The 22,983-nt window shown below is 66.0% G+C and carries 22 protein-coding genes; 6 read left to right on the top strand and 16 right to left on the bottom strand.

Annotated features, from left to right (window positions below; translation table 11 throughout):
• Entirely contained in the window at positions 1–1,164 is a 1,164-nt protein-coding gene (locus tag ACV095_RS09920) for an FAD-dependent oxidoreductase (RefSeq protein ID WP_056390373.1), read from the top strand.
• A gap of 34 nt (positions 1,165–1,198) precedes the next feature.
• On the opposite strand, the gene ACV095_RS09925 is transcribed toward ACV095_RS09920, so the two are convergent.
• Positions 1,199–1,612 (bottom strand): nuclear transport factor 2 family protein, encoded by a 414-nt coding sequence (locus tag ACV095_RS09925; protein ID WP_018771102.1) that lies wholly within the window; start codon positions 1,610–1,612, stop codon positions 1,199–1,201.
• A gap of 53 nt (positions 1,613–1,665) precedes the next feature.
• On the opposite strand from ACV095_RS09925, the gene ACV095_RS09930 reads away from it, so the two are divergent.
• The 5 genes from ACV095_RS09930 to ACV095_RS09950 all read left to right on the top strand — a co-directional run bounded on the left by ACV095_RS09930 (position 1,666) and on the right by ACV095_RS09950 (position 5,454).
• Positions 1,666–2,346, top strand: a complete 681-nt coding sequence (locus tag ACV095_RS09930) for a peptide deformylase (RefSeq protein WP_478223357.1) — start codon at positions 1,666–1,668, stop codon at positions 2,344–2,346.
• A 68-nt stretch (positions 2,347–2,414) separates the two neighbouring features.
• The gene (locus tag ACV095_RS09935; protein ID WP_478223358.1) at positions 2,415–3,296 is read left to right on the top strand and encodes a putative RNA methyltransferase; all 882 of its coding nucleotides are present in this window, start codon (positions 2,415–2,417) and stop codon (positions 3,294–3,296) included.
• Positions 3,297–3,425: 129 nt separating this feature from the next.
• Entirely contained in the window at positions 3,426–3,899 is a 474-nt protein-coding gene (locus ACV095_RS09940) for an NfeD family protein (protein WP_056390368.1), read from the top strand.
• Positions 3,900–3,921: 22 nt separating this feature from the next.
• Entirely contained in the window at positions 3,922–4,863 is a 942-nt protein-coding gene (locus ACV095_RS09945; protein ID WP_018771106.1) for an SPFH domain-containing protein, read from the top strand.
• 243 nt (positions 4,864–5,106) lie between these two features.
• Positions 5,107–5,454, top strand: coding sequence for an RNA polymerase-binding protein RbpA (locus ACV095_RS09950; protein WP_026266052.1), 348 nt, complete (start codon positions 5,107–5,109; stop codon positions 5,452–5,454).
• 104 nt (positions 5,455–5,558) lie between these two features.
• On the opposite strand, the gene ACV095_RS09955 is transcribed toward ACV095_RS09950, so the two are convergent.
• The 15 genes from ACV095_RS09955 to arc form a co-directional block, all read right to left on the bottom strand.
• Positions 5,559–6,302: a polyprenol monophosphomannose synthase gene (locus ACV095_RS09955; protein ID WP_478223359.1), complete on the bottom strand. Its 744-nt coding sequence runs from the start codon at positions 6,300–6,302 to the stop codon at positions 5,559–5,561.
• Positions 6,303–6,396: 94 nt separating this feature from the next.
• Entirely contained in the window at positions 6,397–8,064 is a 1,668-nt protein-coding gene (locus ACV095_RS09960; protein ID WP_478223360.1) for an amidohydrolase, read from the bottom strand.
• A gap of 57 nt (positions 8,065–8,121) precedes the next feature.
• Complete coding sequence (locus tag ACV095_RS09965) at positions 8,122–11,046, bottom strand: DEAD/DEAH box helicase (RefSeq protein ID WP_478223361.1); 2,925 nt, start codon at positions 11,044–11,046, stop codon at positions 8,122–8,124.
• 20 nt (positions 11,047–11,066) lie between these two features.
• Complete coding sequence (gene tatC, locus ACV095_RS09970) at positions 11,067–11,861, bottom strand: twin-arginine translocase subunit TatC (protein WP_478223362.1); 795 nt, start codon at positions 11,859–11,861, stop codon at positions 11,067–11,069.
• A 48-nt stretch (positions 11,862–11,909) separates the two neighbouring features.
• Positions 11,910–12,182 carry a Sec-independent protein translocase subunit TatA gene (gene tatA, locus ACV095_RS09975; protein ID WP_018771112.1) on the bottom strand — a complete coding sequence of 91 codons (273 nt, stop codon included), beginning with the start codon at positions 12,180–12,182 and terminating at the stop codon, positions 11,910–11,912.
• A gap of 32 nt (positions 12,183–12,214) precedes the next feature.
• Positions 12,215–12,562 carry a hypothetical protein gene (locus ACV095_RS09980; RefSeq protein ID WP_026266053.1) on the bottom strand — a complete coding sequence of 116 codons (348 nt, stop codon included), beginning with the start codon at positions 12,560–12,562 and terminating at the stop codon, positions 12,215–12,217.
• A gap of 10 nt (positions 12,563–12,572) precedes the next feature.
• Positions 12,573–14,558 (bottom strand): helix-turn-helix transcriptional regulator, encoded by a 1,986-nt coding sequence (locus ACV095_RS09985; protein ID WP_478223363.1) that lies wholly within the window; start codon positions 14,556–14,558, stop codon positions 12,573–12,575.
• A 103-nt stretch (positions 14,559–14,661) separates the two neighbouring features.
• Complete coding sequence (locus ACV095_RS09990; protein ID WP_478223364.1) at positions 14,662–15,057, bottom strand: FKBP-type peptidyl-prolyl cis-trans isomerase; 396 nt, start codon at positions 15,055–15,057, stop codon at positions 14,662–14,664.
• A gap of 64 nt (positions 15,058–15,121) precedes the next feature.
• Positions 15,122–16,090, bottom strand: a complete 969-nt coding sequence (locus tag ACV095_RS09995) for an FKBP-type peptidyl-prolyl cis-trans isomerase (protein WP_018771116.1) — start codon at positions 16,088–16,090, stop codon at positions 15,122–15,124.
• Positions 16,091–16,205: 115 nt separating this feature from the next.
• Positions 16,206–17,570 carry a Pup--protein ligase gene (pafA, locus tag ACV095_RS10000; protein ID WP_056390354.1) on the bottom strand — a complete coding sequence of 455 codons (1,365 nt, stop codon included), beginning with the start codon at positions 17,568–17,570 and terminating at the stop codon, positions 16,206–16,208.
• A 9-nt stretch (positions 17,571–17,579) separates the two neighbouring features.
• Complete coding sequence (prcA, locus tag ACV095_RS10005) at positions 17,580–18,290, bottom strand: proteasome subunit alpha (RefSeq protein WP_018771118.1); 711 nt, start codon at positions 18,288–18,290, stop codon at positions 17,580–17,582.
• Between the two features lies 1 nt (position 18,291).
• The gene (prcB, locus tag ACV095_RS10010) at positions 18,292–19,113 is read right to left on the bottom strand and encodes a proteasome subunit beta (protein ID WP_018771119.1); all 822 of its coding nucleotides are present in this window, start codon (positions 19,111–19,113) and stop codon (positions 18,292–18,294) included.
• 80 nt (positions 19,114–19,193) lie between these two features.
• The gene (locus tag ACV095_RS10015) at positions 19,194–19,397 is read right to left on the bottom strand and encodes a ubiquitin-like protein Pup (protein ID WP_018761343.1); all 204 of its coding nucleotides are present in this window, start codon (positions 19,395–19,397) and stop codon (positions 19,194–19,196) included.
• 84 nt (positions 19,398–19,481) lie between these two features.
• Positions 19,482–21,155: a depupylase/deamidase Dop gene (gene dop / locus ACV095_RS10020; protein ID WP_018771120.1), complete on the bottom strand. Its 1,674-nt coding sequence runs from the start codon at positions 21,153–21,155 to the stop codon at positions 19,482–19,484.
• Positions 21,152–22,903 (bottom strand): proteasome ATPase, encoded by a 1,752-nt coding sequence (gene arc / locus ACV095_RS10025; RefSeq protein ID WP_018771121.1) that lies wholly within the window; start codon positions 22,901–22,903, stop codon positions 21,152–21,154. The genes dop and arc overlap by 4 nt, the downstream gene beginning before the upstream one ends.
• Positions 22,904–22,983 lie beyond the last annotated feature (80 nt).

Below are 22,983 nucleotides of genomic sequence, written 5' to 3' on the forward strand. Positions count from 1 at the left end.
TTGGACGCCGATGTCCTGATCGCCGGCGGCGGTCCTGTTGGCCTGTACCTGGCTGCCGCGTTGCTGCAGGAAGGCGTATCGGTAAGGGTTTTTGAGCAGCGGCAGTCACGCAACCGGCATACCCGCGCCATCGGCATCCACCCTCCGGCCCTGGAGGCACTCGCCGGGATCCACGTTGCGTCCAGCATGGTCCAGGACGGCATCCGGATCAGGGCCGGCATGGCGGTCAGCGGCGGGAAGACAGTGGGAACCATGGCGTTCGGCGCCGTCTCGGAAAACTACCCCTTCGTTCTGGCACTGCCACAGTTCAGGACAGAGGAACTCCTGGAGGACCGCGTACGCACCCTGGACCCCGCGGCGCTGGTCCGGGGTGCCAACGTCACCGAAGCCAGGAACGACGGCGGCAAGGTCACCATCGCGGTCCAGTCCAGCCCGGATGCCGCGAACCGGCGCGGCAACCACAACGGCAGCGCCACCGCCGCCTTGCTGGTCGCGGCAGACGGGGCCCGGTCCCGGATCAGGGGCGCGCTGGGCGTCCCTGTGGACCGGAAGTCCTATCCCGACCACTACCTCATGGGGGATTTCGACGACGGCAGCAGGTACGGGGAGAAAGCCGTCCTGTTCCTCGAGCCGGAAGGAATCGTCGAGTCCTTTCCGCTGCCCGGCCGGGTGCGCCGCTGGGTGGTGCGGCTTGGACGACCCGCCGAACCGGGCACGGGACCGGATGAGCTGGCGGAACTTGTGCAACGCCGGACCGGGTTCCGTCCTGAGCCGGATACCAACTCCATGCTGAGCGCGTTCAGCGTCCAATCCACGATTGCCCGGCGCATGGTGGCCGGCCGCTCCGTCCTGGTGGGGGATGCCGCCCACCAGATCAGCCCCATCGGCGGGCAGGGCATGAACCTGGGCTGGCTGGATGCCAGGGCGCTGGTGCCCGTGATCTGCGCCGCACTGGGTGGCGAACCAACGGGAAGGCGGCTTCGCGAATTTGAGGCAAGCCGGCGCCGGGCTGCGGCCGTGGCCCGGCGGCAAGCCGAAATCAACATGATGCTTGGAAGGCCGCTGCCCGGGCCGCTCCTTCGTGTCCGCACTGCCGCCATTGGCGCGGCCGCCGCCGTGCCTGCCGTGAACCAGTGGGCCGCCCGGCGCTTCACCATGCAGTAACCAGGTGAACCGGCAGGAACCAGCGGCTGCAGGGCTACCGGAAATAGCAGTCGTAACTGTCCTGGCTGACGATGACGCCGTTGCGCACCTCAAACACCGACGATGTCCTGGCCCGGATCGTCTCGCCACGGTCCCAGTAGGGCAAATCCATCAGCACGGTGGCCGACCAGTCGGCTTCCACCACCACCCGGCTTCCCTCACAGGTGGTCCGCCGGACCGTAAACTGCTGGTCCTTCACCACATCGCGGCTTTGGTCCGCACCGGCAAGCACTCCCGCCAGCGGGCGGGTGGACCCTTCCGGGGCCAAAAGGTGCGGAGCCTCCGTCAACAGGAATGATTCCGACAGGAACGGCCGGATGTCCTCCGCACCGCCGCCGGCTTCAAGGACCCGGATGAATTCCAGGACGTGCTCCAGCGGGGATGCCTGCGGGAAAGAATCATCAGCCATGCAGTAGACCCTAGTCCAAGGGTCCTGCGCCGCTCCGCCAGTAGGCTGTCCCCATGACCCAGACTGTTCCCCCAACAACCGCCGGCGCCGACGACATCCGTGAGATTGTTGAGCGGATCCTGTCCGCCGGGTCCCTCCCGCTCATCGTCCAGGCCGGCCACCCCGCCCTGCGCCAGCGTGCCGCCGCCTTCGACGGTCAGCTGTCCGCCGGCCAGTTGGCCCGCCTTATCGGGGTCATGCGCGAGGTCATGCACGAGGCCCCGGGGGTGGGCCTCGCTGCCCCTCAGCTGGGCATCCCCCTGCAGCTCGCCGTCCTGGAGGACCAGTTCGACGTCGATCCCGACGCCGCGGCACTGCGGAACCGGAGCCCGCTGGAGTTCCTGGCCATTCTCAACCCCCGGTACACGGCGGCGGGGACGGGACTGGCGTCGTTCTATGAGGGGTGCCTTTCCCTCAACGGGCTCCAGGCGGTGGTGGCGCGGCCCGACACCGTGGTCCTGGAGTACCAGACGCCCGACGGCGCGGCGGAGCGGCGGACATTTTCCGGGTGGCAGGCGCGCATCGTCCAGCATGAGACGGACCACCTCAACGGCATCCTGTACATAGACCGTGCCCAACTCCGGTCCCTGAGCAGCAACGCCGAGTATGCGGCGCACTGGGCTGAACCCGGCATCAGCAAGGCGCGGGAAGGGCTGGGTTTCGACGACGGGCCGGCAGGCATATCGCTCGGCTGACCTTCGCCGTCACCCGGGGCAGTGACGAACGGCAGGGGCGCAGGGCGGCCCGTCCTAAGATGGTTCCCATGCCTGCCGCGGATCTCCACCTCCTGTGCCCCGTCTGCTCACATCCGCTGGAACACCTGGAGGCAACGGCCGCGCGCCAGCCCCGCCTGGTGTGCCCGAACGGCCACAGCTTCGATGCCGCCCGGCAGGGCTACTTCAACCTCCTGGTGGGCAAGGGCACGCCCTTCGAACCGGACAGTGCCCCCATGGTGGCGTCGCGCTTCAACTTCCTGGGGAACGGCCACTACCTGCCGCTGGCTCGGGCGGTGGCCTCCGCCGTCGTGCCCAACCTGCCGCAGGAAGGTGCCGTGGTTCTGGACTCGGGGACAGGGACCGGGCACTATCTGCGGGAGATCCTCGACACGGCGGCGGCCGGCGGGCGGCACGCGTCCGCCGTCGGCCTGGACATTTCCAAATTTGCCCTTCGCCGCGCTGCCCGGCTCAATCCCGAGGCCGTGAACCTGGTCTGGGACATCTGGCAGCCGCTGCCGGTAGCAGCAAACTCGGTGGATGCGGTCACCGTGGTCTTCGCTCCGCGGAACCCGGCTGAGTTTGCCCGGGTCCTTCGACCCACCGGCGTGCTGGTGGTGGTGACGCCACGGAGCGGGCACCTTGGGGACATCGCCGCCCTCACCGGGATGCTTGGCATTGAGGAGGGCAAGGATGAGCGCCTGGCCGGGGCGATGGCGGGGCATTTCGAGCCGGCCAGCAGCGTCGACGTCGACATCCCGCTGGCGCTGGGCCGGGCCGCCGCCGCGGACCTGGCGTTCATGGGCCCGGCCGGCCACCACCTGGACCTGGGGCAGATCGCTGCGCGGCTGGAACACTCCCCGGAGCCGGTGACAGCCGACGCAAAGTTCAGGCTCCTGGTGTTCAGGCCCAGGACCCACGGCGCCCCGTAACGACTTGGCCACTATCCACCTGCGGCCGGTATGAACCGGCCCACACGGTAAGTCCGCGGACTACGATGAAAAGACAGTTACTGGCGGGTCCGCGCGTGCGGCTCCCCCGTGGCGAAGGGGGAAACAGGGATGTTCGAGTGGCTTGGCGAAAACTGGTGGGCATTGTGGCTCACGGCTTTCCTGGCGTTTGCGGTGATCGAGATGATCACCCTTGACCTGTTTTTCATCATGCTCGGCGGCGGATCCCTTGCCGCACTGGTTGCCGATTTCGCCGGTGCAGAGCCCTGGCTCCAGGTGGTGGTCTTCTGCGTGGTGTCCCTGCTCATGGTCGCCTTCGTCCGGCCGGTAGCCCTTTCGCATCTCAAGAAGGGGCCGGCCGAACAGCGGACCAACGTGGACCGGCTGATCGGTGAACCGGCCGTCGTGATGGAGGCCGTGACCGCCGACGGCGGACTGGTGAAAATCGGCGGCGATATTTGGAGTGCGCGCTCCGCGGCGGGAATCCTTCCCGCTGGCCAGAAAGTGGTGGTGGCGGCCATCGACGGCGCCACAGCAGTAGTTTCGGTACCGCCGCCGGCGGCTGCCGGTCCGGATACAGCCTGACAATTGGGGAACAAGGAGTTGTATGGAAAACGCAGGCGGAACCGCACTGGCCATTGTGCTGGTCGTTCTGATCGTCTTTGTCATCATAGTTTTGGTCCGGTCCGTCCGGATTATTCCGCAGGCCCGTGCCGGCGTCGTGGAACGGCTCGGGAAGTACCAGCGCACGCTTAACCCCGGGCTGACGATCCTCATCCCGTTCGTGGACCGGCTGCTGCCGCTGCTGGACCTGCGGGAACAGGTGGTGTCCTTTCCGCCGCAGCCGGTCATCACCGAAGACAACCTGGTGGTCTCCATCGATACGGTGGTCTACTTCCAGGTCACCGATCCCCGCGCAGCCACGTATGAAATCGCCAACTACATCCAGGCCGTGGAGCAGCTCACCACCACCACCCTCCGCAATGTGGTGGGTGGACTGAACCTGGAGGAGGCCCTGACCTCCCGCGACCAGATCAACGGACAGCTTCGGGGAGTCCTCGATGAGGCCACGGGCCGCTGGGGAATCCGCGTCTCGCGGGTGGAACTGAAGGCCATCGATCCGCCCCACTCCATCCAGGACTCCATGGAGAAGCAGATGCGGGCCGAACGCGACCGGCGCGCTGCCATCCTCACCGCGGAGGGGACCAAGCAGTCAGCCATCCTCACCGCGGAGGGCCAGCGGCAGGCGTCCATCCTCGCCGCGGAAGGCGAAGCCAAGGCCGCCATCCTCCGTGCGGACGGGGAGGCGCAGGCCATCCAGAAGGTCTTCGACGCCATCCACAAGGGAAACCCGGACCAGAAACTGCTGGCCTACCAGTACCTCCAGACGCTGCCCAAGTTGGCTGAGGGCTCGGCCAACAAGCTCTGGATCATCCCGAGTGAAGTTGGGGAAGCCCTGAAGGGAATCGGCAACGCCCTTGGCGGCACCAGCGCGGAGCCTGCCGGCGGACTTTTCGACGAGGCGCCCATCGAGCGCACGCAGCCCTAGGCTCTTGACCAAGACAGGGAGGGTTCGGTGGCTAGCCGCCGAACCCTCCCTGTTTTGGTGCAGACGTGTTAAAGCCCGTATAATTGGGTATTTGTCCGGCAGGAGAAGACCAGCTGGAACAACCAAGCTTCGCAATGCGTTGAATCTTATGATGCAGCACAGTGCACACACTAGTCCGGCGGCGCAACGTCGCCACCGGCTAACGCGGAGATTTCATCCGCGAACCGACCAGAGGGAGAAATCATGAGCGATCGCAGCCTGCGGGGCATGCGCCTTGGTGCGCAGAGCATGGAGACCGAGTCCGGAGTTGAGCCGGCTCCGCGCCAGCGGGTCGAATACCGTTGCGCAGATGGCGAGCAGGTTTTCGTCACGTTCTCCTCCGAGGCGGAAATTCCTCCGGTGTGGGTCTCCAAGACCGGCAAGGAAGCGCTCCTGGTTGACGGCGAAAAGCCGGACACCAGCAATGACAAGGCAGTCCGCACGCACTGGGACATGCTGCTGGAACGCCGCTCGCTTCCTGAACTTGAACAGATCCTCGAGGACCGCCTGACCATCCTGCGGGAGCGCCGCGGAGAGCGCCGCTCGGCATAAGGCCAGCCTCAAAAAAGGGGGGCGGCTCCGCACTTTGGTGCGGGGCCGCCCCCCCCTTTTTCCTGTGTCCGCAGAAGGCCGCGGAGGGGCGGCCCAGGGAAAAACTACGGCTGCTTGTTCTTCAGCCTGCCGGTCAAGGTGTTCCAGCGGGCGGCCAGTCCCCACCGGGTGACGTTGACCATCGCTTCGACGACGATGTTGCCGCTCATCTTGGAGGCGCCCAGTTCGCGCTCAACGAAGGTGATGGGGCGCTCCTCGATGCGCAGGCCCAGTTTGGCCACGCGCCACGCCAGGTCCACCTGGAAGCCGTAGCCCACGGAATCCACCTGGTCCAGGTTGAGCTTTTCCAGGGTGGTCCTGCGGAAGGCGCGGTAGCCGCCGGTGACGTCCTTGATCCGCAGGCCCAGCATCAGCCGGGCGTAGGTGCTGCCCACCCGGGAGATCGCCTGGCGGTACAGCGGCCAGTTGACCACGCTGCCGCCGGGAACCCAGCGCGAGCCCATGGCCAGGTCCGCGCCCTGGTCCACGGCTTCCAACAGCTGGGGAAGCTGTTCGGGCTGATGTGAGCCGTCGGCGTCCATTTCCACCAGGACGTCGTATCCGGCGTCCAGGCCCCACCGAAAACCGGCGATGTAGGCGGCGCCCAGGCCTTCCTTGCCCTTGCGGTGCAGGACGTGGACCTGGGAGTCCTCGGCGGCGAAGCCGTCGGCAAGCTGGCCGGTGCCGTCAGGGCTGTTGTCATCAACCACCAGCACGTCCGACGCCGGAACGACCTTCCGAAGGCGCTGGAGCGTCTTGGGCAGCGATTCCAGTTCGTTGTAGGTGGGAATGATCGTAAGGACGCGCACGAAGGGCCTTTCCTGGTGGAAGTGGTCGGAGCACCTGATGCCGGGCTGGCCGGCGGCGGGCGCAACTCCCCATTATAGGGCGGAGGATTATGGGTCAGGAACGCAGGGCCGGGCTGGCGTAGAGTTCGGCACCGTCTTTCACGGTCTGCAGGCATACCGGGTCGGAGCCTGTGTCCAGTGCGGGCAGCAGTGGGGTCCTGGCCCGCGGATCGGTGCTCCATGACTGCACCCTGCCGTCAGCCACCTGGACCATCAGCTCCTCCACCTCCCAGACGGCGAAACTGGCCGGTGCGCCGGGAACCAGTTGCCCGGCCATGGGGTTGGCGTGCCGTGCGGCCCTCCAGCCCGCACGGGTGTGCCCCAGGAACGCTGCGCGCGCGGAAATGCGCTGGTCCACGTTGTGGTGTTCCACACAGGCACGCACGCTGGACCAGGGCCGGAGGGGCGTGACCGGGCTGTCGCTGCCGAAACAGACAGGAACCCCGGCTGAATAGAAGGCAGCGAAAGGGTTCATCGACCGGCTCCGCTCCCCCAGCCTCTGCTCATAGAGGCCCCCCGCTCCGCCCCACGCTGCGTCGAAGGACGGTTGGGCGCTGACGGTCACCGAGTAGTGCGCCAGCCTTGCCACGGCCGCGGCATCAGCCATCTCCACGTGCTCGAAGCGGTGGCCCGCCGCCCGCACCCGCTGCTCCCCGACTTCCTTGGCCGCCACGTCCAGCGCCTCCAGCGCGGCGTCCAGCCCGGCGTCGCCAATCACATGGAAACCGCCCTGGATCCCGGCAAGGGAGCAGGCGGCAAGGTGGGCAGCCGCCTGCTCGACGCTGAGGTACAGGCTGCCGCGTTCCTGCCCGGCATCGCTGTAGCCGGCGCGCAGGGCGGCGGTCCTGGAACCCAGCGACCCGTCGATGTTCAAATCCCCCGCCAGTCCGCGGACGCCGCAACCAAGCTGCTCCACAAGGGTCCGGGCCTGCGCCTCGGACGAAACCAGCTCCCCCCAGTACGGCAGCACCTCAGGAAAGCGCGCCGCGTCCTTGTCGGCGTCGTTCCATCCTGCGGCCAGCCTCAGGTCCTCAGGCCCGCCGATGTGCGGTGCGCCCATTTCGGCCAGCGCAACGTACCCGTTCGCCGCAGCCTCCGCCAGGGCACGGGCCTGGTGCCGCTTCAGCACGTCCTGGGGCAGCTGCCGGGTTGCCAGCCGCGCTGCGTCGTGGGCTGCCCGCGTGACCCGGGCGCCGCCGTCGTACCCGTCCTTGCCGCGAAGGTCCGCGGACTGTACAAGGGACGTCGAAACCAGGGCCGAGTGCACATCAACCCGGGAAAGGTAGACCGGGCGGCCCCCTGACGCCCGCTCCAGTTCCTCGGCACTGGGCAGGGCGGAGTCCGCCCACCTGGTTTCGTCCCAGCCGTGGCCGAGCACCGGCCCTTCCCCTCCAGCCGCGGCGACGGCGTCCAGCAGCGCGCGTGCCGACGTGGCCGTGCCCAGTTGCAGCGATTCCAGGGCGATCCCGGTTTCCGTCAGGTGGATGTGCGAATCGACGAAGCCGGGTGCAACCAGGGCGCCACGGAGGTCGATGATCTCCATGGAACTGTCTGCGATGGAGGATGCGGCCTGCTCAGATCCAACCCAGGCAACGGTGCCGCCGTCCACCAGCATGGCCGTTGCGAATGGATCCGCCGCGGTGTAAACGGACCCATTGCGGTACAGGACCGGGGCGGGCCGGGAGGCGGCATCAGGCTGGGAAGTGGCATCGGGGCGCGGCATGGGGCAGACTCCTGGGGTGTGGGGGTGCCGGCGTGGGCCGGCGGGGTGTCATCGGGGCTAAAGGACGGAAGAATATGCCACGACGCCGCGGCGGATGAGGTTGATCGCTTCGGCGCAGAGCCGTGCCAGCCGCGGGTCCAGTCCGGGGATCTTGGCAAGCTGGTCCAGAAGGTCCACCACCTGCTTCACCCAGCGGACAAAGTCGCCCGCGGCGAGATCGGTGCCGCTGAGGACATCCTGCAGATGGCGGCCACGGGCCCATTTATACAGCGGCCAGACAAGTCCCAGTTCAGGCTCACCGGTCAGGGGGAGCTTGTGTTCCTCTTCCACATCCTCAAGGACGGACCATTCCTTCACCACTGTGTCGACGGCGGTCTCCAGGGAGACGCTGGGCATGCGCGGCCTCAGGCCCCGGTCCTCGCGTTTGGCCTGGTAGACCAGTACGCTGGCCAGCGCGGCAACTTCGGCGGCGTCGAGGTCATTGAATGCGCCCAGCCGCAGGGACTGCGAGATCAACAGGTCCTTCTCGCCGTAGATCCTGCGCAGCCGCTGGCCGTCCGCGCTGATATTCAGCCGGCCGTCTCCCGCGTCTTCCAGGTAACCGTAGACGGACAGGACGTCGCAGACCCGGTCGAAGGTTTTGGCAATGGTGTTGGTGCGGCCCTGGATCTGGCGGACCAGGCCGTCCGTTTCGCGCCTTAGCTTCCACCAGCGCTCCGACCACCGGGCATGGTCTTCGCGTTCGCTGCACCCATGGCACGGGTGTGCCTTCAGGGCCCGGCGAAGATCCGCAATGCGCCTTTCCTGGTTGGGCAAGGCAGCGGCCCGGCCGAAGTCATGGTTGCGGTTCTGGCCCGGGGCGGGCGGACGGTTCTCTCGAAGCGCGTTCCGGACAGAGGACGCCAGGTCCCTGCGGGACTTGGGCACCTTCGCGTTGAAGGACTTGGGGATGCGGACCCGGGTAACCGGCGCGATGGGACCCTCGAGGTCGTCAGCGCCGATCCTGCGCAGTTGGTTGTCCAGCGTCAGCACGGCCGGCCGCGGCTCGCGGCTGGCGTGGTCCGAACTAAGGACGACGGCGGGCCCGGGGGCACGGCCACCGGGAACGTTTACCACGTCCCCAGGCAGGAGCCGCGCCAGTGAATCGTCGCAAAGGGACTTCCGGACGCGTGACTTGGTCCGGGACGTGGCGTTCTCGGCGTCGGAAAGTTCCCTGCGCAGCCGCGCATACTCGGTGAAGTCACCCAGGTGGCAGGTCATGGATTTTGCGTAGCCGGCCAGGGATTCCTCGCGGCTGCGCACCTGGCGGGCCAGGCCCACCACGGAGCGGTCCGCCTGGAACTGGGCGAAGGAGGACTCGAGGATCTCGCGGGCCCTGGCCCGGCCAAACTGCGCCAGCAGGTTGATGCTCATGTTGTAGGTGGGCCGGAAACTGGAATTCAGCGGGTAGGTGCGCCGCGATGCCAGTCCCGCGACCGCCGTCGGGTCTGTACCGGGCTGCCACAGCACCACGGCGTGGCCCTCAACATCGATGCCTCGCCGGCCCGCACGGCCGGTGAGCTGGGTGTACTCCCCTGCGGTGATGTCCACATGCGCTTCGCCGTTGAACTTGTCCAGCTTTTCCAGCACCACGGACCGGGCAGGCATGTTGACGCCCAGCGCAAGGGTTTCCGTGGCGAAGACAGCTTTGACCAGGCCATCGGCAAAGAGTTTCTCGACCACCTCCTTGAAGGTCGGCAGCATTCCGGCATGGTGGGCCGCGAACCCCCGGAGCAATCCGTCGCGCCAGGTCCAAAAGCCCAGGACGTCAAGGTCGTCGGCCGGGATGTCCTGCCCCGCCTCGTCAACACGCTGGGCGATGATCCGCTGCTCTGTTTCGGTGGTGAGCCAGAGGCCGGACGAGACACACTGGGCCACGGCAGCCTCACAGCCTGCGCGGGAAAAGATGAAGGTGATGGCAGGCAGCAGGTCCATCCGGTCCAGGCTGGCGATGACCTGGGGGCGGCTGGCGGGGCGCACTCCCGTGTTCTCGCCGCCACGGGCGGGGCGGTCGTTTCCGCGCCGGCCGCGCTGGCCCCTTCCGCCGGGGCCGGGCCTGCTGCGGAAGCTCTGCCGCATCTCGCTCTGGGCCACTGCCAGCAGGTCCGGGTTGACGTCGAAACCACGTCCCTTGCCGGCATCGTGGGACGTGCCGGACAAGGCCGGCCGCAGGTCGTCTTCCTCCACGGGCGGAGCGATCTCGTCGAAGGTGGTTTCTCCGGCAAACAGGTCCATGATCCGGCGGCCCACCATGACGTGCTGCCACAGCGGCACCGGGCGGTGCTCGGAGACGATGATGTCTGTGTCGCCGCGGACGGTGTCCAGCCAGGCCCCGAATTCCTCGGCATTTGAAACCGTTGCACTCAGTGAGGCGACCTGGACCTCGCTGGGCAGGTGGATGATGACTTCCTCCCAGACAGCCCCGCGGAACCGGTCGGCGAGGTAGTGCACCTCATCCATGACCACGTAGCCGAGGTCGCCCAGAGTGGCCGAATCAGCGTAGAGCATGTTCCGCAGGACTTCGGTGGTCATGACCACCACCTGGGCATCCCCGTTGATGCTGGTGTCGCCGGTCAGGAGGCCCACATTGTCCGCACCATATTTAGCGGTGAGTTCACTGAACTTCTGGTTGCTGAGCGCCTTGATGGGTGTGGTGTAGAAGGCTTTCAGTCCCCGCTGCAGCGCGAGGTAGATGGCGAACTCCCCCACGATGGTCTTCCCGGCACCGGTAGGGGCAGCCACCAGGACTCCCTTGCCTTGCTGCAGGGAAAGACAGGCCTGCCGTTGAAAGTCGTCAAGCTCGAAGTCCAGGGTCCGGATAAACGCCCCGAGGTAGGTGGCGGCCTCGGCCCGGCGTTCGGCGCTGGCACGGTACCTCTCGGCCGGCGACATTTCTTCAGGATCGATGGGCCCGGCGGAGAAGGGTCCGGTGGTGGAGGACATACCCCAAGCCTAACGGCAGGCTAGAGCTTCTTCAGTTCACTGCTGGGGGTTGCGACGTCCGCTGTGGCCTCGGTTTCCTCGACCTGCCGGGCCTGGCGGCGGTCGCGGCGCTTGTCGTTCATGATGCAGATGCCGATTGCCGCGAAGAACAGCGCCAGCAGCGGTCCGGCAAGCATGAACATCGAAATCGCATCCGCGCCCGGCGCGGCAATGGCGGCCAGGACGAAGACCAGGAAGACTGTAATGCGCCAGGCCTTGAGGATGGTGTGGCCGGATACGAGCCCGGCCATGTTGACGCCCACCAGCACTACGGGCACCAGGAAGGCCAGGCCCAGCATGAGCACCATCCGGGTGACGAACTCGATGTAGGTCCGCGCATCGATGACGCTGGAGGAGCCTGCCGGGGTGAACTGGGTCAGCGCGTGGACCACCTGCGGCACCACGAGCCACCCCACCCAGATTCCGGCCAGGAAGAGCGGGATGGCAGCAGCCATGTAGCCCAGCGTGTAGCGCCGTTCCTTCGACGTCAGCCCGGGCGTGATGAAGGCCCAGAGCTGGTAGATCCAGATGGGGCTGGAGATGACGGCGCCAATGAGGAGCGACATCTGGAGCTTGAAGTCGAACGGTGATGCGATGGTCCCGAAGTTGATGGCGGCAAGGCCGCCGGTCTCATCGGAAATGCGGTTAACCGGTTCGGCCAAGGCCTTCAGCAGCGGATCGTAAAGTATCCAGCCCCCAATGCCGCCAATGACGACGCCGATGGCCGACTCGATCAGCCGGTTCTTCAGCTCCTTGAGGTGCTCCCAAAGTGACATCCGCCCCTCGGGATTGGCTTTACGGGCCCGCGACAGTGCCACGGGAGGTCAGGCGCGGGTCGACGGCGGAACGTCAGTGCCGTCTGTCGGCTCACCGGGCTTCGCCTTGGGGTGGTTCACGATGGTGCCTTCCACCGGACCGTTTGCGTCGGTGGTGTCGGCCTTGCCGTCGTTCTTCATTTCCTTCACCTCGGACTTGATGATCCGCATGGACTGTCCCAGGCTGCGGGCCATGGCCGGAAGCTTGGGTGCGGCGAAGAGAAGCAAAGCTACAACGATAATGATTACGATCGGCCAGGGGCCGTCAAAGAGTCTTCCCACGGGAAATCCTTTCCTCTAAGTACATCCTACTTCTATGTGAAGTCGAGATCTCCGAGCGCCTGCGGCTGGCCCCGGTCCTTTTTACGCTGCACTCGCCGACGGCGGCGTTCCTCGCGCCGGGCCCATTTGGATGCCTCGTAATCATGTCGCATGACGGCGGGCGAGGCAAAAACGGCAGAACCCGGCAGGGGCCCGGACGGATCCGCGGGTTCACCCGCTACCTCGACCGGGCTCAGGTGTCCCAGCTTTTCGCCCGCTGCAGCGAGGTCCTTCACCGTGGCCATGAACTGTCGGAAGAGACGGATGCCCAGCAGGACATAGAACAGCAGGGCAACGGCGACAAGCGCCACCCATATGAGAATCCAGGACCACCAAGGCATGGTGAGAAGTCTATCGGTCGTAGCTGGCCAGCGAGGCCGCAAGCCAGTCCCGCGCGGCGGAAGCCAGCTCCGCAGGGGCCAGAATCCGGGCTGAACCGCCATGCTGGGCCACGAACATCGGCAGCCACGCCGTGTTGCCGAACCGGATCTCTGCCACCAGGCCGCCGTCGGGCAACTCCGCGGTACGCTCCGCGTAGTAGTCCTCCGCCAGCCCCCTCCCCTGCCGGGTGAGCTGGACGGTGACGGTGGTGTCGTCGTCGTTCGCGGTGAAAAGCTTGGCCGGGACCCCGCCCTCCGGTATCCCGTGCGGGGCGGCGGGTGCTCCGTTGGGGTGAACGTCCTGTACCCGGTCCAGGCGGAAGTTCCGCAGCCCGTCCACCAGGTGGCACCAGGCTTCGAAGTACCAGGTGTTGTCCAGGGAATACAGCCGCAGCGGGTCAACGTCGCGCTCGGTGACGGCGTCACGCTGGGGTGAAAGGTAGGTCAGGTGGAGCTGGGAGCGGGTCTCGATGGCCTGGCGGACCGTGGCATGGGTTGCGGCGTCGGCAGGTGCAACCTCCGGCCCGGCAATGGAGGCAGCTTGCAGCCCTTCCTCGCCTGCGGCCGCCAGGAGCTTCAAGGTAACCGACTCCAGCGCGCCGCCGCCGGGAAGGTCCGGCAGGCCGTTGAGCGTTTCAAGACCTGTCAGCAAAGCGCATGCCTCCGCCACGGTAAACCGGACAGGTTTCTTCAGGTCAAGGTCCTGGGTAATGAAGACGTGGTCGTCTTCCCATTGGATATCGAGCAGGTCGTCCGGATAACCCTCCGGCAGCCCGGAGCAGATGAGGATCCGGAGGTCTGCCTCGAGCTCTTCACGGGTGACGCCGAAGTGCTTTGCGACGTCCTGGATGTGCAGCCCCTGGTTGTGGACCAGGAAGGGGACCAACTGCAGCATGCGCTTGAGCTGGTCCTCAGACGTTCCCTTCCGGGCGGTCCGGGCACGGGCATCGGCGAACGTGAAGTCGGGGACAGGTGCGTCGCTGAACGCGGCGGCCGCCTGGAGCCTGCGCCTCACGGCGGCAGCAAGTTCAGCCGGTTCCACTGCCAGGGCATCGGGTCCGTAGGAGGCCAGCTCTTCGGCAAGCACCTCCGGGTCCCGGTACTCGATGAAGAGCCTGTCGCAGCCCGCACCTGGCCGGCCTGTGGCCTGGTCCTGGGTGGCTTGAACAGCACGACGGCGGAGGGCCAGCAGGTGCCCCTCCTTGACGTCCACGACGGCGGTGCGCAGCGGCAGTTCCGGCAACAGGTCCAGCTCTGCGCGGATACTGAAGTCCACCGGCGGCGTGTACTGCTCCTTCGCCAATGTGGTCACGGCACTGGTGAAGCGCGACAGGCGGAAATGCCGGGGCGCCTCGCGTGTCCGGTCGTAGCCCATGAGGTACCACTGGCCGAAGCGGCTGCCCAGGCCCCAGGGCTCGACGGTGCGTTCCTCCTCTTTGCCGGTGGTGCCGGCGAGATACGTGAAAGTGACCGGATGCCGGGCGTGCATGGCGGCCACGATGTCATCAAAGGCCTGGCCGGCGGGTTTGATCCGGGGCTGGACCCCGGCCGGCAGTTCCACGTCCGCCATCCTGCCGGCGGCCTGGAGTTTGCGGAGCGCGCTTTGGGCGGCGGTGCCCAGTGCCGCGCGCTCCCATAATTGGGAGGCCAGCAGCAGGACGGTCCACTCGTCGGGCCCCAGCTGGACGTCCGGGAGCCGGTTGGACTCCTTGCCGATCCGGTACCTGGTGGTGGCGGGGTCGTCCTCGCTCCAGCCCATGTCCGTCAGTGTCTCCACGTCGAAGCCCATTGCCCGCAGGTCATTCTTGTCCCGCTCGAACATCCGTCCGAACGCAACGTCATTGCCGGAGGTGTCGTGGTAGACCTTTTCGCGCAGTTCGCTGCGGTGCAGCCCGTAGCGGGTGTTGAGCAGCGCAATCAGCAGGTTGAGGAGTCGTTCGGTGCGGGATAGGGACACGCTCGTTACGTTACTAAACTCCCCCGATGAAAGCAGAAAGCGCGGCAGTACCGGAGGAACTTCCTCCAGTACTGGCGCGCTCCCGGCTGTGTTGGCGCCTGGGTCAGCGCACGGCCACGAGGTCCACGACGAAGATCAGTGCCTCGTTGGGAGCAATCGCGCCACCGGCACCGCGCGAGCCATAGGCCAGCTCGGAGGGGATCTCCAGGCGGCGGCGGCCACCGACCTTCATGCCCAGCAGGCCCTGGTCCCAGCCCTGGATGACCTGGCCGACGCCGACGCGGAAGTCCAGGGGTGCACCGCGGCCCCAGGAGGCGTCGAATTCCTCGCCTGTGGACCAGGCAACGCCGACGTAGTGGGTGGAGACGGTGTCCCCTGCCTTGGCTTCCCGGCCGTCACCCTCGATCAGGTCTGTGATGACGAGTTCCGTGGGGACGTCGCCCTTCGGAAAATCGATTTCGGGCTTCTGGCGGTCAAATTCCCGCTGTCCAAAAGACATGCTTGCTCCTATGCGTAAATGCTGATGGGGTGCCGCGAGGGACGCGGCGTCCATGTAAGTCTTGCTACTTGACCCCGAGGATGTCCACTACGAAGACCAGGTCGCCCTTTGCCTGCCCCTGGCCGGCGTCGCCGTAGGCCAGGTCCTTGGGGATGACCAGCAGGACGCGGGACCCAACGGTCTTGCCGGCGAGGCCCTGGGTCCAGCCCTTGATGACCCCGGTCAGCGGGAAGGTGGCCGGCTGGCCGCGGTCGAAGCTGGAATCGAACTTGGTGCCGTCTGCCAGGTTGACGCCGACGTAATTCACGGTCAGCGTGTCGGACTCCTTGACGGTGGCGCCGGAGCCCTTGATCAGGTCCTGGGACACGAGGGATGTGGGGGCAGCCGCACCGGCAACGTTGATTTCGGGGACGCCGTCTTTTTCAGTAACGGTAGGCAGCCCGGCCGGCGGCGTCACGGTTTCGCCCTGGGGCTTGTCCAGGACCGGGGTGGGATCGGATGCGGAGAGCACCTTGATGATCAGCAGCTGGGTGGGCCCGGCTTCCGGACTCGGGCTGGGGCTGGCGCCGTCGGAAGGGCTGGGGCTGGCCGATGCCGCGCTCTGCTGGCCGGGAACGGCCAGTGCAAGGCTGGATCCAACCTTGGCGCCCACGAAAGCGTTGTAGATGACTGCGCTGCTGGTCTTGAGCTCGTCATTCAGCTCCAGGCTTTCCGGCTCGTTGGGGAACGTATCCTCGAGCTGGGAGCCGTCCGTGCCGTTCAGGGCGAGGATGGAAATCTTGGCAACCTGGTTGGCCTTTACGGCGTCGCCCTTGCCCTCGGAAACCACTTTGATGGTTGGCTGGGTCACGGCCAGTGGCTTGTCAAAGTCCACGCCAGGGGCCTTCTTGTCCCCGTTGTCGGTCAGCTTGAGGGAGTCGAACTTTGCAGTCTCCCCGGCGGACTGGCTGCTGGGCTCTGGCTGGGAGGCGGTGCCTCCGCAGGCGGTCAGGAGCAGCAGGCCGGGAAGGAGGATTGCTAGTAGTCGGCGCACGTAGGAAAACTTTCGTCGGGGCAGGGTGGATACGACACTCCGCATGGCGGCGGAGCATGCCGTGAAGAGGTCCCGTTAAAAGGACCTTATCCAGAATAGACCCTGAAGCTGGACGTCAGCCCATAGAGTCCAGAAGCGCATCGACGCGCTCATCGACGCTGCGGAACGGATCCTTGCACAAGATCGTCTGGTGGGCGCGGTCGTTCAGTTTCAGGTGCACCCAGTCCACCGTGTAGTCGCGTCCCAACTCCTGCGCGCGGCGGACAAAGTCGCCGCGCAGCTTGGCCCTGGTGGTTTGCGGCGGCGCGTCCACCGCCCCCTTGATGACAGTGTCGTCCACGATGCGGCGGACCGCTCCACGGGATTGCAGCAGGTAGTAAAGTCCCCGGCTGCGGGAAATGTCGTGGTACGTCAGATCAAGCTGGGCAATGCGGGGCGCGTCCAGGCCAAGGCCGTGGCGTTCGCGGTAGTTATCCATCAGCTTCTTCTTGATGGCCCAGTCGATTTCGGTGTCAATGCCCTTGGTGTCACCGGATTCAATGGCATGCAGCGTCCGCTCCCACAGATCCAGGATCAGCGGTACATGCGGGTTGTGGGCGCCGTGTTCATTGACGAAGGCCGTCACCTTGGTGAGGTATTCCTGCTGGATTTCAAGGGCGGTGAGCTGGCGTCCATTGGCCAGGCGGACCAATGCCCGGCCACTGAGGTCGTGGGAGATCTCGCGGATGCTGCGGATGGGGTTTTCCATCCGCATGTCGCGCATGATCACGCCCGCTTCGATCATCCGAAGGACCAGGTCAACGGTTCCGACTTTCATCAGGGCGGTCGCCTCTGACATGTTCGAGTCGCCCACAATGACGTGCAGCCGCCGATAAAACTCCGCGTCCGCGTGCGGCTCGTCACGGGTGTTGATGATGGGCCGCGACCGTGTGGTGGCTGAGGACACTCCCTCCCAGATGTGGTCGGCCCGCTGGGAGAACGCATAGGTGGCGCCATGCGGCGTCTTCAGGATCTTTCCGGCGCCGGCGATGAGCTGGCGGGTGACCAGGAACGGGATCAGGATTTCGGCCAGGCGGGAGAATTCCCCACGGCGGGGAATGAGGTAGTTCTCGTGGCTGCCGTACGAGTTGCCCGCGGAGTCGGTGTTGTTCTTGAAAAGGTATACGGTGCCGTTGAAGCCCTCGGCCGCCAGCCGGGCCTGGGCCTCATCAACCAGGTCATCCAGGATGAGCTCACCCGCACGGTCATGGGCGATCAGCTGGGCGAGGTCGTCGCATTCGGCGGTGGCGTATTCCGGGTGGGATCCTACGTCGAGGTACAGCCGCGAACCGTTGGTGAGGAACACGTTGGACGAGCGCCCCCAGCTGACCACCTTTCGGAAGAGGTACCGGGCCACCTCTTCCGGGGCCAGCGGCCTCGAGTCGGGGCTCGAGTAAGAGATCCCGAACTCGGTTTCGATGCCGAAGATTCTCTTGTCCATGTCGTCCTCCTAGGCCAGCAGTGCTGTGATGTCCGCGTCGTTCAGCCTGCGGAAAGCACGCCGGGAGCCGCGGGAGCTTTCGGAAAGCCTGTCCAGAACTGCCACCTCGAGGGCGCCGGGCGGCAGAGGTGCTGCCGGCTGGTCACCCTCCTGGGCAGGCGTGAGACCCTTCAAAGCCAGCCGGACAGCGTCGGCGAAGCCCAGGGACGCCTGCCATCCTGCCTCGATGGTTGACGACACCTTGTCTGCCTGGCCGCCCATGACCACAAAGCTGTGCTCATCGGCGATGGAACCGTCGAAGGTCAGCCGGTACAGGTGGTCTTCGGCCTGCGTGGAGCCCACTTCGGCTACTGCCAGTTCCACTTCAAACGGCTTTTGCTCTGCGGTGAAGACGGCACCCAGGCTTTGGGCGTATACGCTCGCCAGGCCGCGGGCGGTGACGTCCTCGCGGTCATACGAGTACCCGCGGACGTCGGCATAGCGGACGCCGGCCTGGCGCAGGCTTTCGAATTCGTTGTACTTGCCCACGGCGGCGAACGCGATCTTGTCGTAGATTTCGCCGATCTTGTGCAGGGACGGCGATGGGTTCTCGGCGACGAGTGCGATGCCGTCGGCGCAGCTGATGACAACCACCGACCGGCCGCGGGCGATGCCCTTCCGCGCGAAATCCGCGCGGTCCTTCATCAGCTGTTCGGGCGAGACATAAAACTGCTGGGTCATCTCAGGCCTCCCGTCCGGCGATGGTGCGCGCTTCGATCACGCTGCGCGAAGCAGCCGCGAGTTCGGCCTCGGGCACCCGGCGGGCTCCCGTCCTGTCCACTGTATAAACCACGGGCCACAACTGCCGGACGGTATCCGGGCCGCCCGTGGCGGAATCGTCGTCGGCGGCGTCGTACAGGGACTCCACGGCGACGGACAGCGCCTCAGCCGGGGTGAGGTTGGGCCGCCAGAGTTTCTTCAGGGCTCCGCGGGCGAAGACGGAACCGGAACCCACGGTATGGTGTTCGTGTTCCTCGTACCTGCCCCCGGTGACGTCATAGGAAAACAGCCGTCCGACACCGGCGCTGGTGTCGAACCCTGCAAACAGGGGCACCACGGCAAGGCCCTGCAGGGCCATGGGAAGGTTGCCCCGGATCATGGCCCCCAACCGGTTCGCCTTGCCTTCGAGGCTGAGCTGGGTTCCTTCAATCTTTTCGTAGTGCTCAAGTTCAACCTGGAAGAGCCGCGTCAGGTCAATCGCTATTCCGGCTGTGCCGGCTATGCCAAGGACAGAGAAGTGGTCTGCCGGGAAGACCTTCTCGATGTGCCTGCTGGCAATGATGTTTCCCATGGTGGCGCGCCGGTCGCCCGCCATCAGGACACCGCCGCCGTAACTCATGGCCACGATCGTGGTGGCGTGCGGAACCTGCAACGGCGCAGCCCCGGACACGCCGCCCTGGAGGGACCGGCTAAAGGGCAGTAGCTCGGGCCGGTCCCGTTGCAGGTGCTCCGTAAAGGACGAGGTGGCGTTGGCGGCTACCTGGTTGGCGGTTGATTCCTGCACTCATCACTCCTTGAACGTGGTACTTCAACGTCGGTACAGATTCCGGCCGTCCGCGGCTTCCGCCACCTTCCGGGTCCGGGTTACTGGCCGCCCTTTTGCACGAATGCCCGGACGAACTCTTCGGCGTTGGATTCCAGGACGCCGTCGATTTCGTCGAGCAGGTCGTCCACGCCTTCGGTCGACGCCGAAGCCTGCGCCTCGGGCGGTGCCGGGGGTGCCTCGGGGATGTCGTCTTCGACCTGGCTGTCGCGTGACTGCGGCTGCTGCTGCTCCTGGCCTGCCATTGGATTCCCTCCTTTTTCCTCCGGTGGATCCGGCGGATCCTCCGATATGCCCATCCTGCCACGGGACGGGCGTTCCGGCGCGGTTTACGCCGCAGGCGGAGTACTGTTGTGTCCCAGCAGTTCGCCGAGGAACGGTCCCGCTTCCCGGTAGCGCTCAAACAACGCTCCGGTCAGGGCTTTGGTTCCCCTCAGTGGTTCCCTGGTAGGCACCCGCTGAAGCCGTCCGTAACCGGGCACGTCGAAGATGACCGAGTCCCAGCTTGCCCCCACCACATCCTTGCCGAAGCTGCTGATGCACTTTCCGCGGAAGAAGGCCCGGGTGTCGGCGGGGGGCTCGGCCACGGCGGCGGAGATGGCAGCATCGTCCACCACGCGCTGCATCCGGTTCCTGGACAACAGGCGGTAGTAGAGGCCTTTCTCCGGCCTGATATCGGACCACTGGAGATCCACCAGGCCAAGCCGGGCATCGCTCCACTCCAGTCCATCACGCTGGCGGTACCCATCAAGCAGGGTAAGTTTCGCCAGCCACTCCACGGAACTGGCAGCCGCGGCCCTGTCACTGTCCAGTTGGGTGAGAACGGCAGCCCACCGTTCCAGGACCTCGTGTGTGTGCCCGTCACCGTCCACGGCGTCACCGACGCCGGTGTCCTGGGCGAGTTTGGCTGCGGCTTCGTGGTACATCCACTGAAGGTCCAGCGCCGTGACCCGCCGTCCGTCCAACAGGCGCAGCTTTGCTGTCAGCGAGGTATCGTGACTCACCGTTTTGAGCGCTGCCACCGGCTCGTAGACTTCGATTTTGGGGGCGAGCCCTGCCTCAATGAGGCTCAGGACCATGGCCGTGGTGCCGAACTTCAGGTAGTTGGACACCTGGCTGAGATTGGCGTCACCGATGATGACGTGCAGGCGCCGGTACTTGTCGGCGGTGGAATGGGGCTCGTCGCGGGTGTTGATGATGGGCCGGCGGATGGTGGTTTCCAGGCCGACCTCGGCTTCGAAGAAGTCGGCCCGCTGGCTGACCTGGAAGCCCGGGGTTGAACTGTCCTGTCCTATCCCGAGCCGCCCGGCCCCGCAGACCACCTGCCGGCTGATGAAGAATGGCGTGAGCCCGCGGACAATGTCGCCAAAAGGGACGGAACGGGGCATGAGGTAGTTCTCGTGCGAACCGTAGGACACGGACTTGTTGTCCGTGTTGTTCTTGTAAAGGTTGACCGGCGGGAGCGCCGGGTCCGCCGCCAGCCGGCGCACGGCCGCCAGCCCCACAAGGTCGCCGGCAGCGTCCCAGGCCACAGCGTCCCGTGGGTTGGTGACCTCGGGGCTTGAATACTCCGGATGGGCGTGGTCAACGTACAGCCGGGCGCCATTGCCCAGGACCATGTTCATGAGCAGCGTCCCCGACTCGTCCTGGCCGTCCAGTTCGAGTTCCTCGCGCCCGTAGGCCAGGGCCACCGCCTCCGCGTCAAGCACCGGTGGCTGGTCGGTCAGCTGGGTGGGGTGTGCAGCTCCCCGGTCCACGGTCCAACCCCGGGCATCGTGCAGCGGCTCTTCGTCGGTATAGTCCCAGCGGGTCTCGGCCCCGCCGGCCGCCCGCTGCCTGGTGACCTGGGCATAGGCCTGCACCACCCGCGCGCTCATCATGGTGGCGTTGGCCGAGGGTGCGGAGGGGGCGTGGATGCCGTATTCGGTTTCCGCCCCCATGACCCGCATGGCCCCGCCGACGGGGAGCGCTTCCCCGGCAGCGGGTCCCTTTGCACCCGTCATAGATACTGTCCCGTGGTCGGCATCGTCTCGATGGACTTGCCCGGCTCCTGGCCGGCCTTGCCCTGGACGATGGTGCGGATGTAGGTGATCCGTTCGCCCTTCTTGCCGGAGATGCGTGCCCAGTCGTCGGGGTTGGTGGTGTTGGGCATGTCCTCGTGTTCGCGGAACTCGTCCACCACAGCGCGCAGCAGGTGCTCGATCCGGAGGCCCTTCTGGTGCGTGGTCAGCAGGTCCTTGATGGCGTACTTCTTGGCCCGGTCCACCACGTTCTGCACCACGGCGCCCGAGTTGAAATCCTTGAAGTAGAGCATCTCGGTGTCACCGTTGGCATAGGTGACCTCCAGGAACTCGTTGGACTTGTCAGTGGAGTACATGGCTTCGACCGTGCGCTGGACCATGGCGTCAACCGTGGCCTGGACGTCGCCGTTGTGCTCTGCGAGGTCCGATTCGTGGAACGGCAGGTCCGGCGTGATGTATTTGTTGAAGATGTCCGCGGCGGCTTCGGCATCGGGACGCTGGATCTTGACTTTGACGTCCAGCCGGCCGGGCCGGAGGATGGCGGGGTCGATCATGTCCTCACGGTTGGATGCGCCGATGACGATGACGTTGTCGAGGCGTTCCACGCCGTCGATCTCGCTGAGGAGCTGGGGCACGATGGTGGTTTCGACGTCGGACGAGATTCCGGTGCCACGGGTGCGGAACAAGGAATCCATTTCGTCGAAGAAGACCACTACGGGGCTGCCGTCCGATGCCTTTTCCCGGGCGCGGGAGAAGATCAGCCGGATGTGCCGCTCCGTTTCGCCCACGTACTTGTCGAGGAGTTCAGGGCCCTTGATGTTCAGGAAGTAGCTCTTCAGGTCCACGTTCCCGGACCGCTCGGCGGCGCGGGCAGCGAGGGAGTTGGCGACAGCCTTGGCGATGAGGGTCTTGCCGCAGCCCGGAGGCCCGTACAGCAGGATGCCCTTGGGCGCCTTCAGGCCGTGCTCCCGGTAGAGGTCGGGGTGCAGGAATGGCAGTTCCACCGCGTCCCTGATCTGCTCGATCTGGGGGCCAAGGCCGCCGATGTCCTCGTAGGTGATGTCCGGAACTTCTTCCAGGACCAGGTTCTCCACCTCGGAGCGCGGCACCTTCTCGAGTGCGTAGCCGGTCCGCGAATCCACGGAGAGGGCGTCGCCCACCCTGAGCTTCTCGGCCTGCAGCGCGCCGGAGAGCCGGACCACGCGTTCTTCATCGGCCCGGCCCACCACCAGGGCCCGGTCCCGTCCCAGCATCTCCTTCAGGGTGGCCAGCTCGCCGGCGCGCTCATAGCCGAGCCCTGCAACGATCAGGAGGGCTTCGTTGAGCAGCACCTCCTGGCCTACCGCCAGCTGGTTGATGTTTACCAGGGGGCTGATGCCCACCCGCATCTTCCGGCCGGCGTTGAAGATGTCCACCGATTCCTCCGTGGCGGCCTGTCCGCTGTTGCCGGGGGAAGGCTGCCGCTTTGGGTTGATCTGGAGGATGGTGCCGAAGCTGTACGGCGGCTGTCCTTCCTGGTCAAGGGCGTTTTTCAGCCGGAGGATCTCCGCCTTGGCCGTCTCAAGCATGCTGACCAGCTTGGTGTTGTTCTGCGTTGCCGCTGCCAACTGGCGGTCGATGTGCCTGAGCTTGTCCCGAAGTATGTTGACCTGGCGGTCAGCAACCGAGAGGTCGTTGGCGGCAGACTGCTCTGCCGGTGTACGTCCGGAGTCCTGGTTTGGTGTCTCCATGATGTATCAGCCCCTTCCTGCGCTTCTCTTAAGACATTAGTCCCAAGATGCCGGGTAGGGATGGAGACTCCCGAAATGTG

It is taken from the genome of Arthrobacter sp. JDC6 (assembly GCF_056484025.1).

Bases quoted from the DNA above. Each gene is read 5' to 3' on its own strand.
- ACV095_RS09925 (WP_018771102.1), bottom strand. From the start codon at position 1,612: ATGGCTGATGATTCTTTCCCGCAGGCATCCCCGCTGGAGCACGTCCTG.
- ACV095_RS09930 (WP_478223357.1), top strand. From the start codon at position 1,666: ATGACCCAGACTGTTCCCCCAACAACCGCCGGCGCCGACGACATCCGT.
- ACV095_RS09935 (WP_478223358.1), top strand. From the start codon at position 2,415: ATGCCTGCCGCGGATCTCCACCTCCTGTGCCCCGTCTGCTCACATCCG.
- ACV095_RS09940 (WP_056390368.1), top strand. From the start codon at position 3,426: ATGTTCGAGTGGCTTGGCGAAAACTGGTGGGCATTGTGGCTCACGGCT.
- ACV095_RS09945 (WP_018771106.1), top strand. From the start codon at position 3,922: ATGGAAAACGCAGGCGGAACCGCACTGGCCATTGTGCTGGTCGTTCTG.
- ACV095_RS09950 (WP_026266052.1), top strand. From the start codon at position 5,107: ATGAGCGATCGCAGCCTGCGGGGCATGCGCCTTGGTGCGCAGAGCATG.
- ACV095_RS09960 (WP_478223360.1), bottom strand. From the start codon at position 8,064: ATGCCGCGCCCCGATGCCACTTCCCAGCCTGATGCCGCCTCCCGGCCC.
- ACV095_RS09965 (WP_478223361.1), bottom strand. From the start codon at position 11,046: ATGTCCTCCACCACCGGACCCTTCTCCGCCGGGCCCATCGATCCTGAA.
- tatC (WP_478223362.1), bottom strand. From the start codon at position 11,861: ATGTCACTTTGGGAGCACCTCAAGGAGCTGAAGAACCGGCTGATCGAG.
- ACV095_RS09980 (WP_026266053.1), bottom strand. From the start codon at position 12,562: ATGCCTTGGTGGTCCTGGATTCTCATATGGGTGGCGCTTGTCGCCGTT.
- ACV095_RS09990 (WP_478223364.1), bottom strand. From the start codon at position 15,057: ATGTCTTTTGGACAGCGGGAATTTGACCGCCAGAAGCCCGAAATCGAT.
- pafA (WP_056390354.1), bottom strand. From the start codon at position 17,570: ATGGACAAGAGAATCTTCGGCATCGAAACCGAGTTCGGGATCTCTTAC.
- prcA (WP_018771118.1), bottom strand. From the start codon at position 18,290: ATGACCCAGCAGTTTTATGTCTCGCCCGAACAGCTGATGAAGGACCGC.
- ACV095_RS10015 (WP_018761343.1), bottom strand. From the start codon at position 19,397: ATGGCAGGCCAGGAGCAGCAGCAGCCGCAGTCACGCGACAGCCAGGTC.
- dop (WP_018771120.1), bottom strand. From the start codon at position 21,155: ATGACGGGTGCAAAGGGACCCGCTGCCGGGGAAGCGCTCCCCGTCGGC.
- arc (WP_018771121.1), bottom strand. From the start codon at position 22,903: ATGGAGACACCAAACCAGGACTCCGGACGTACACCGGCAGAGCAGTCT.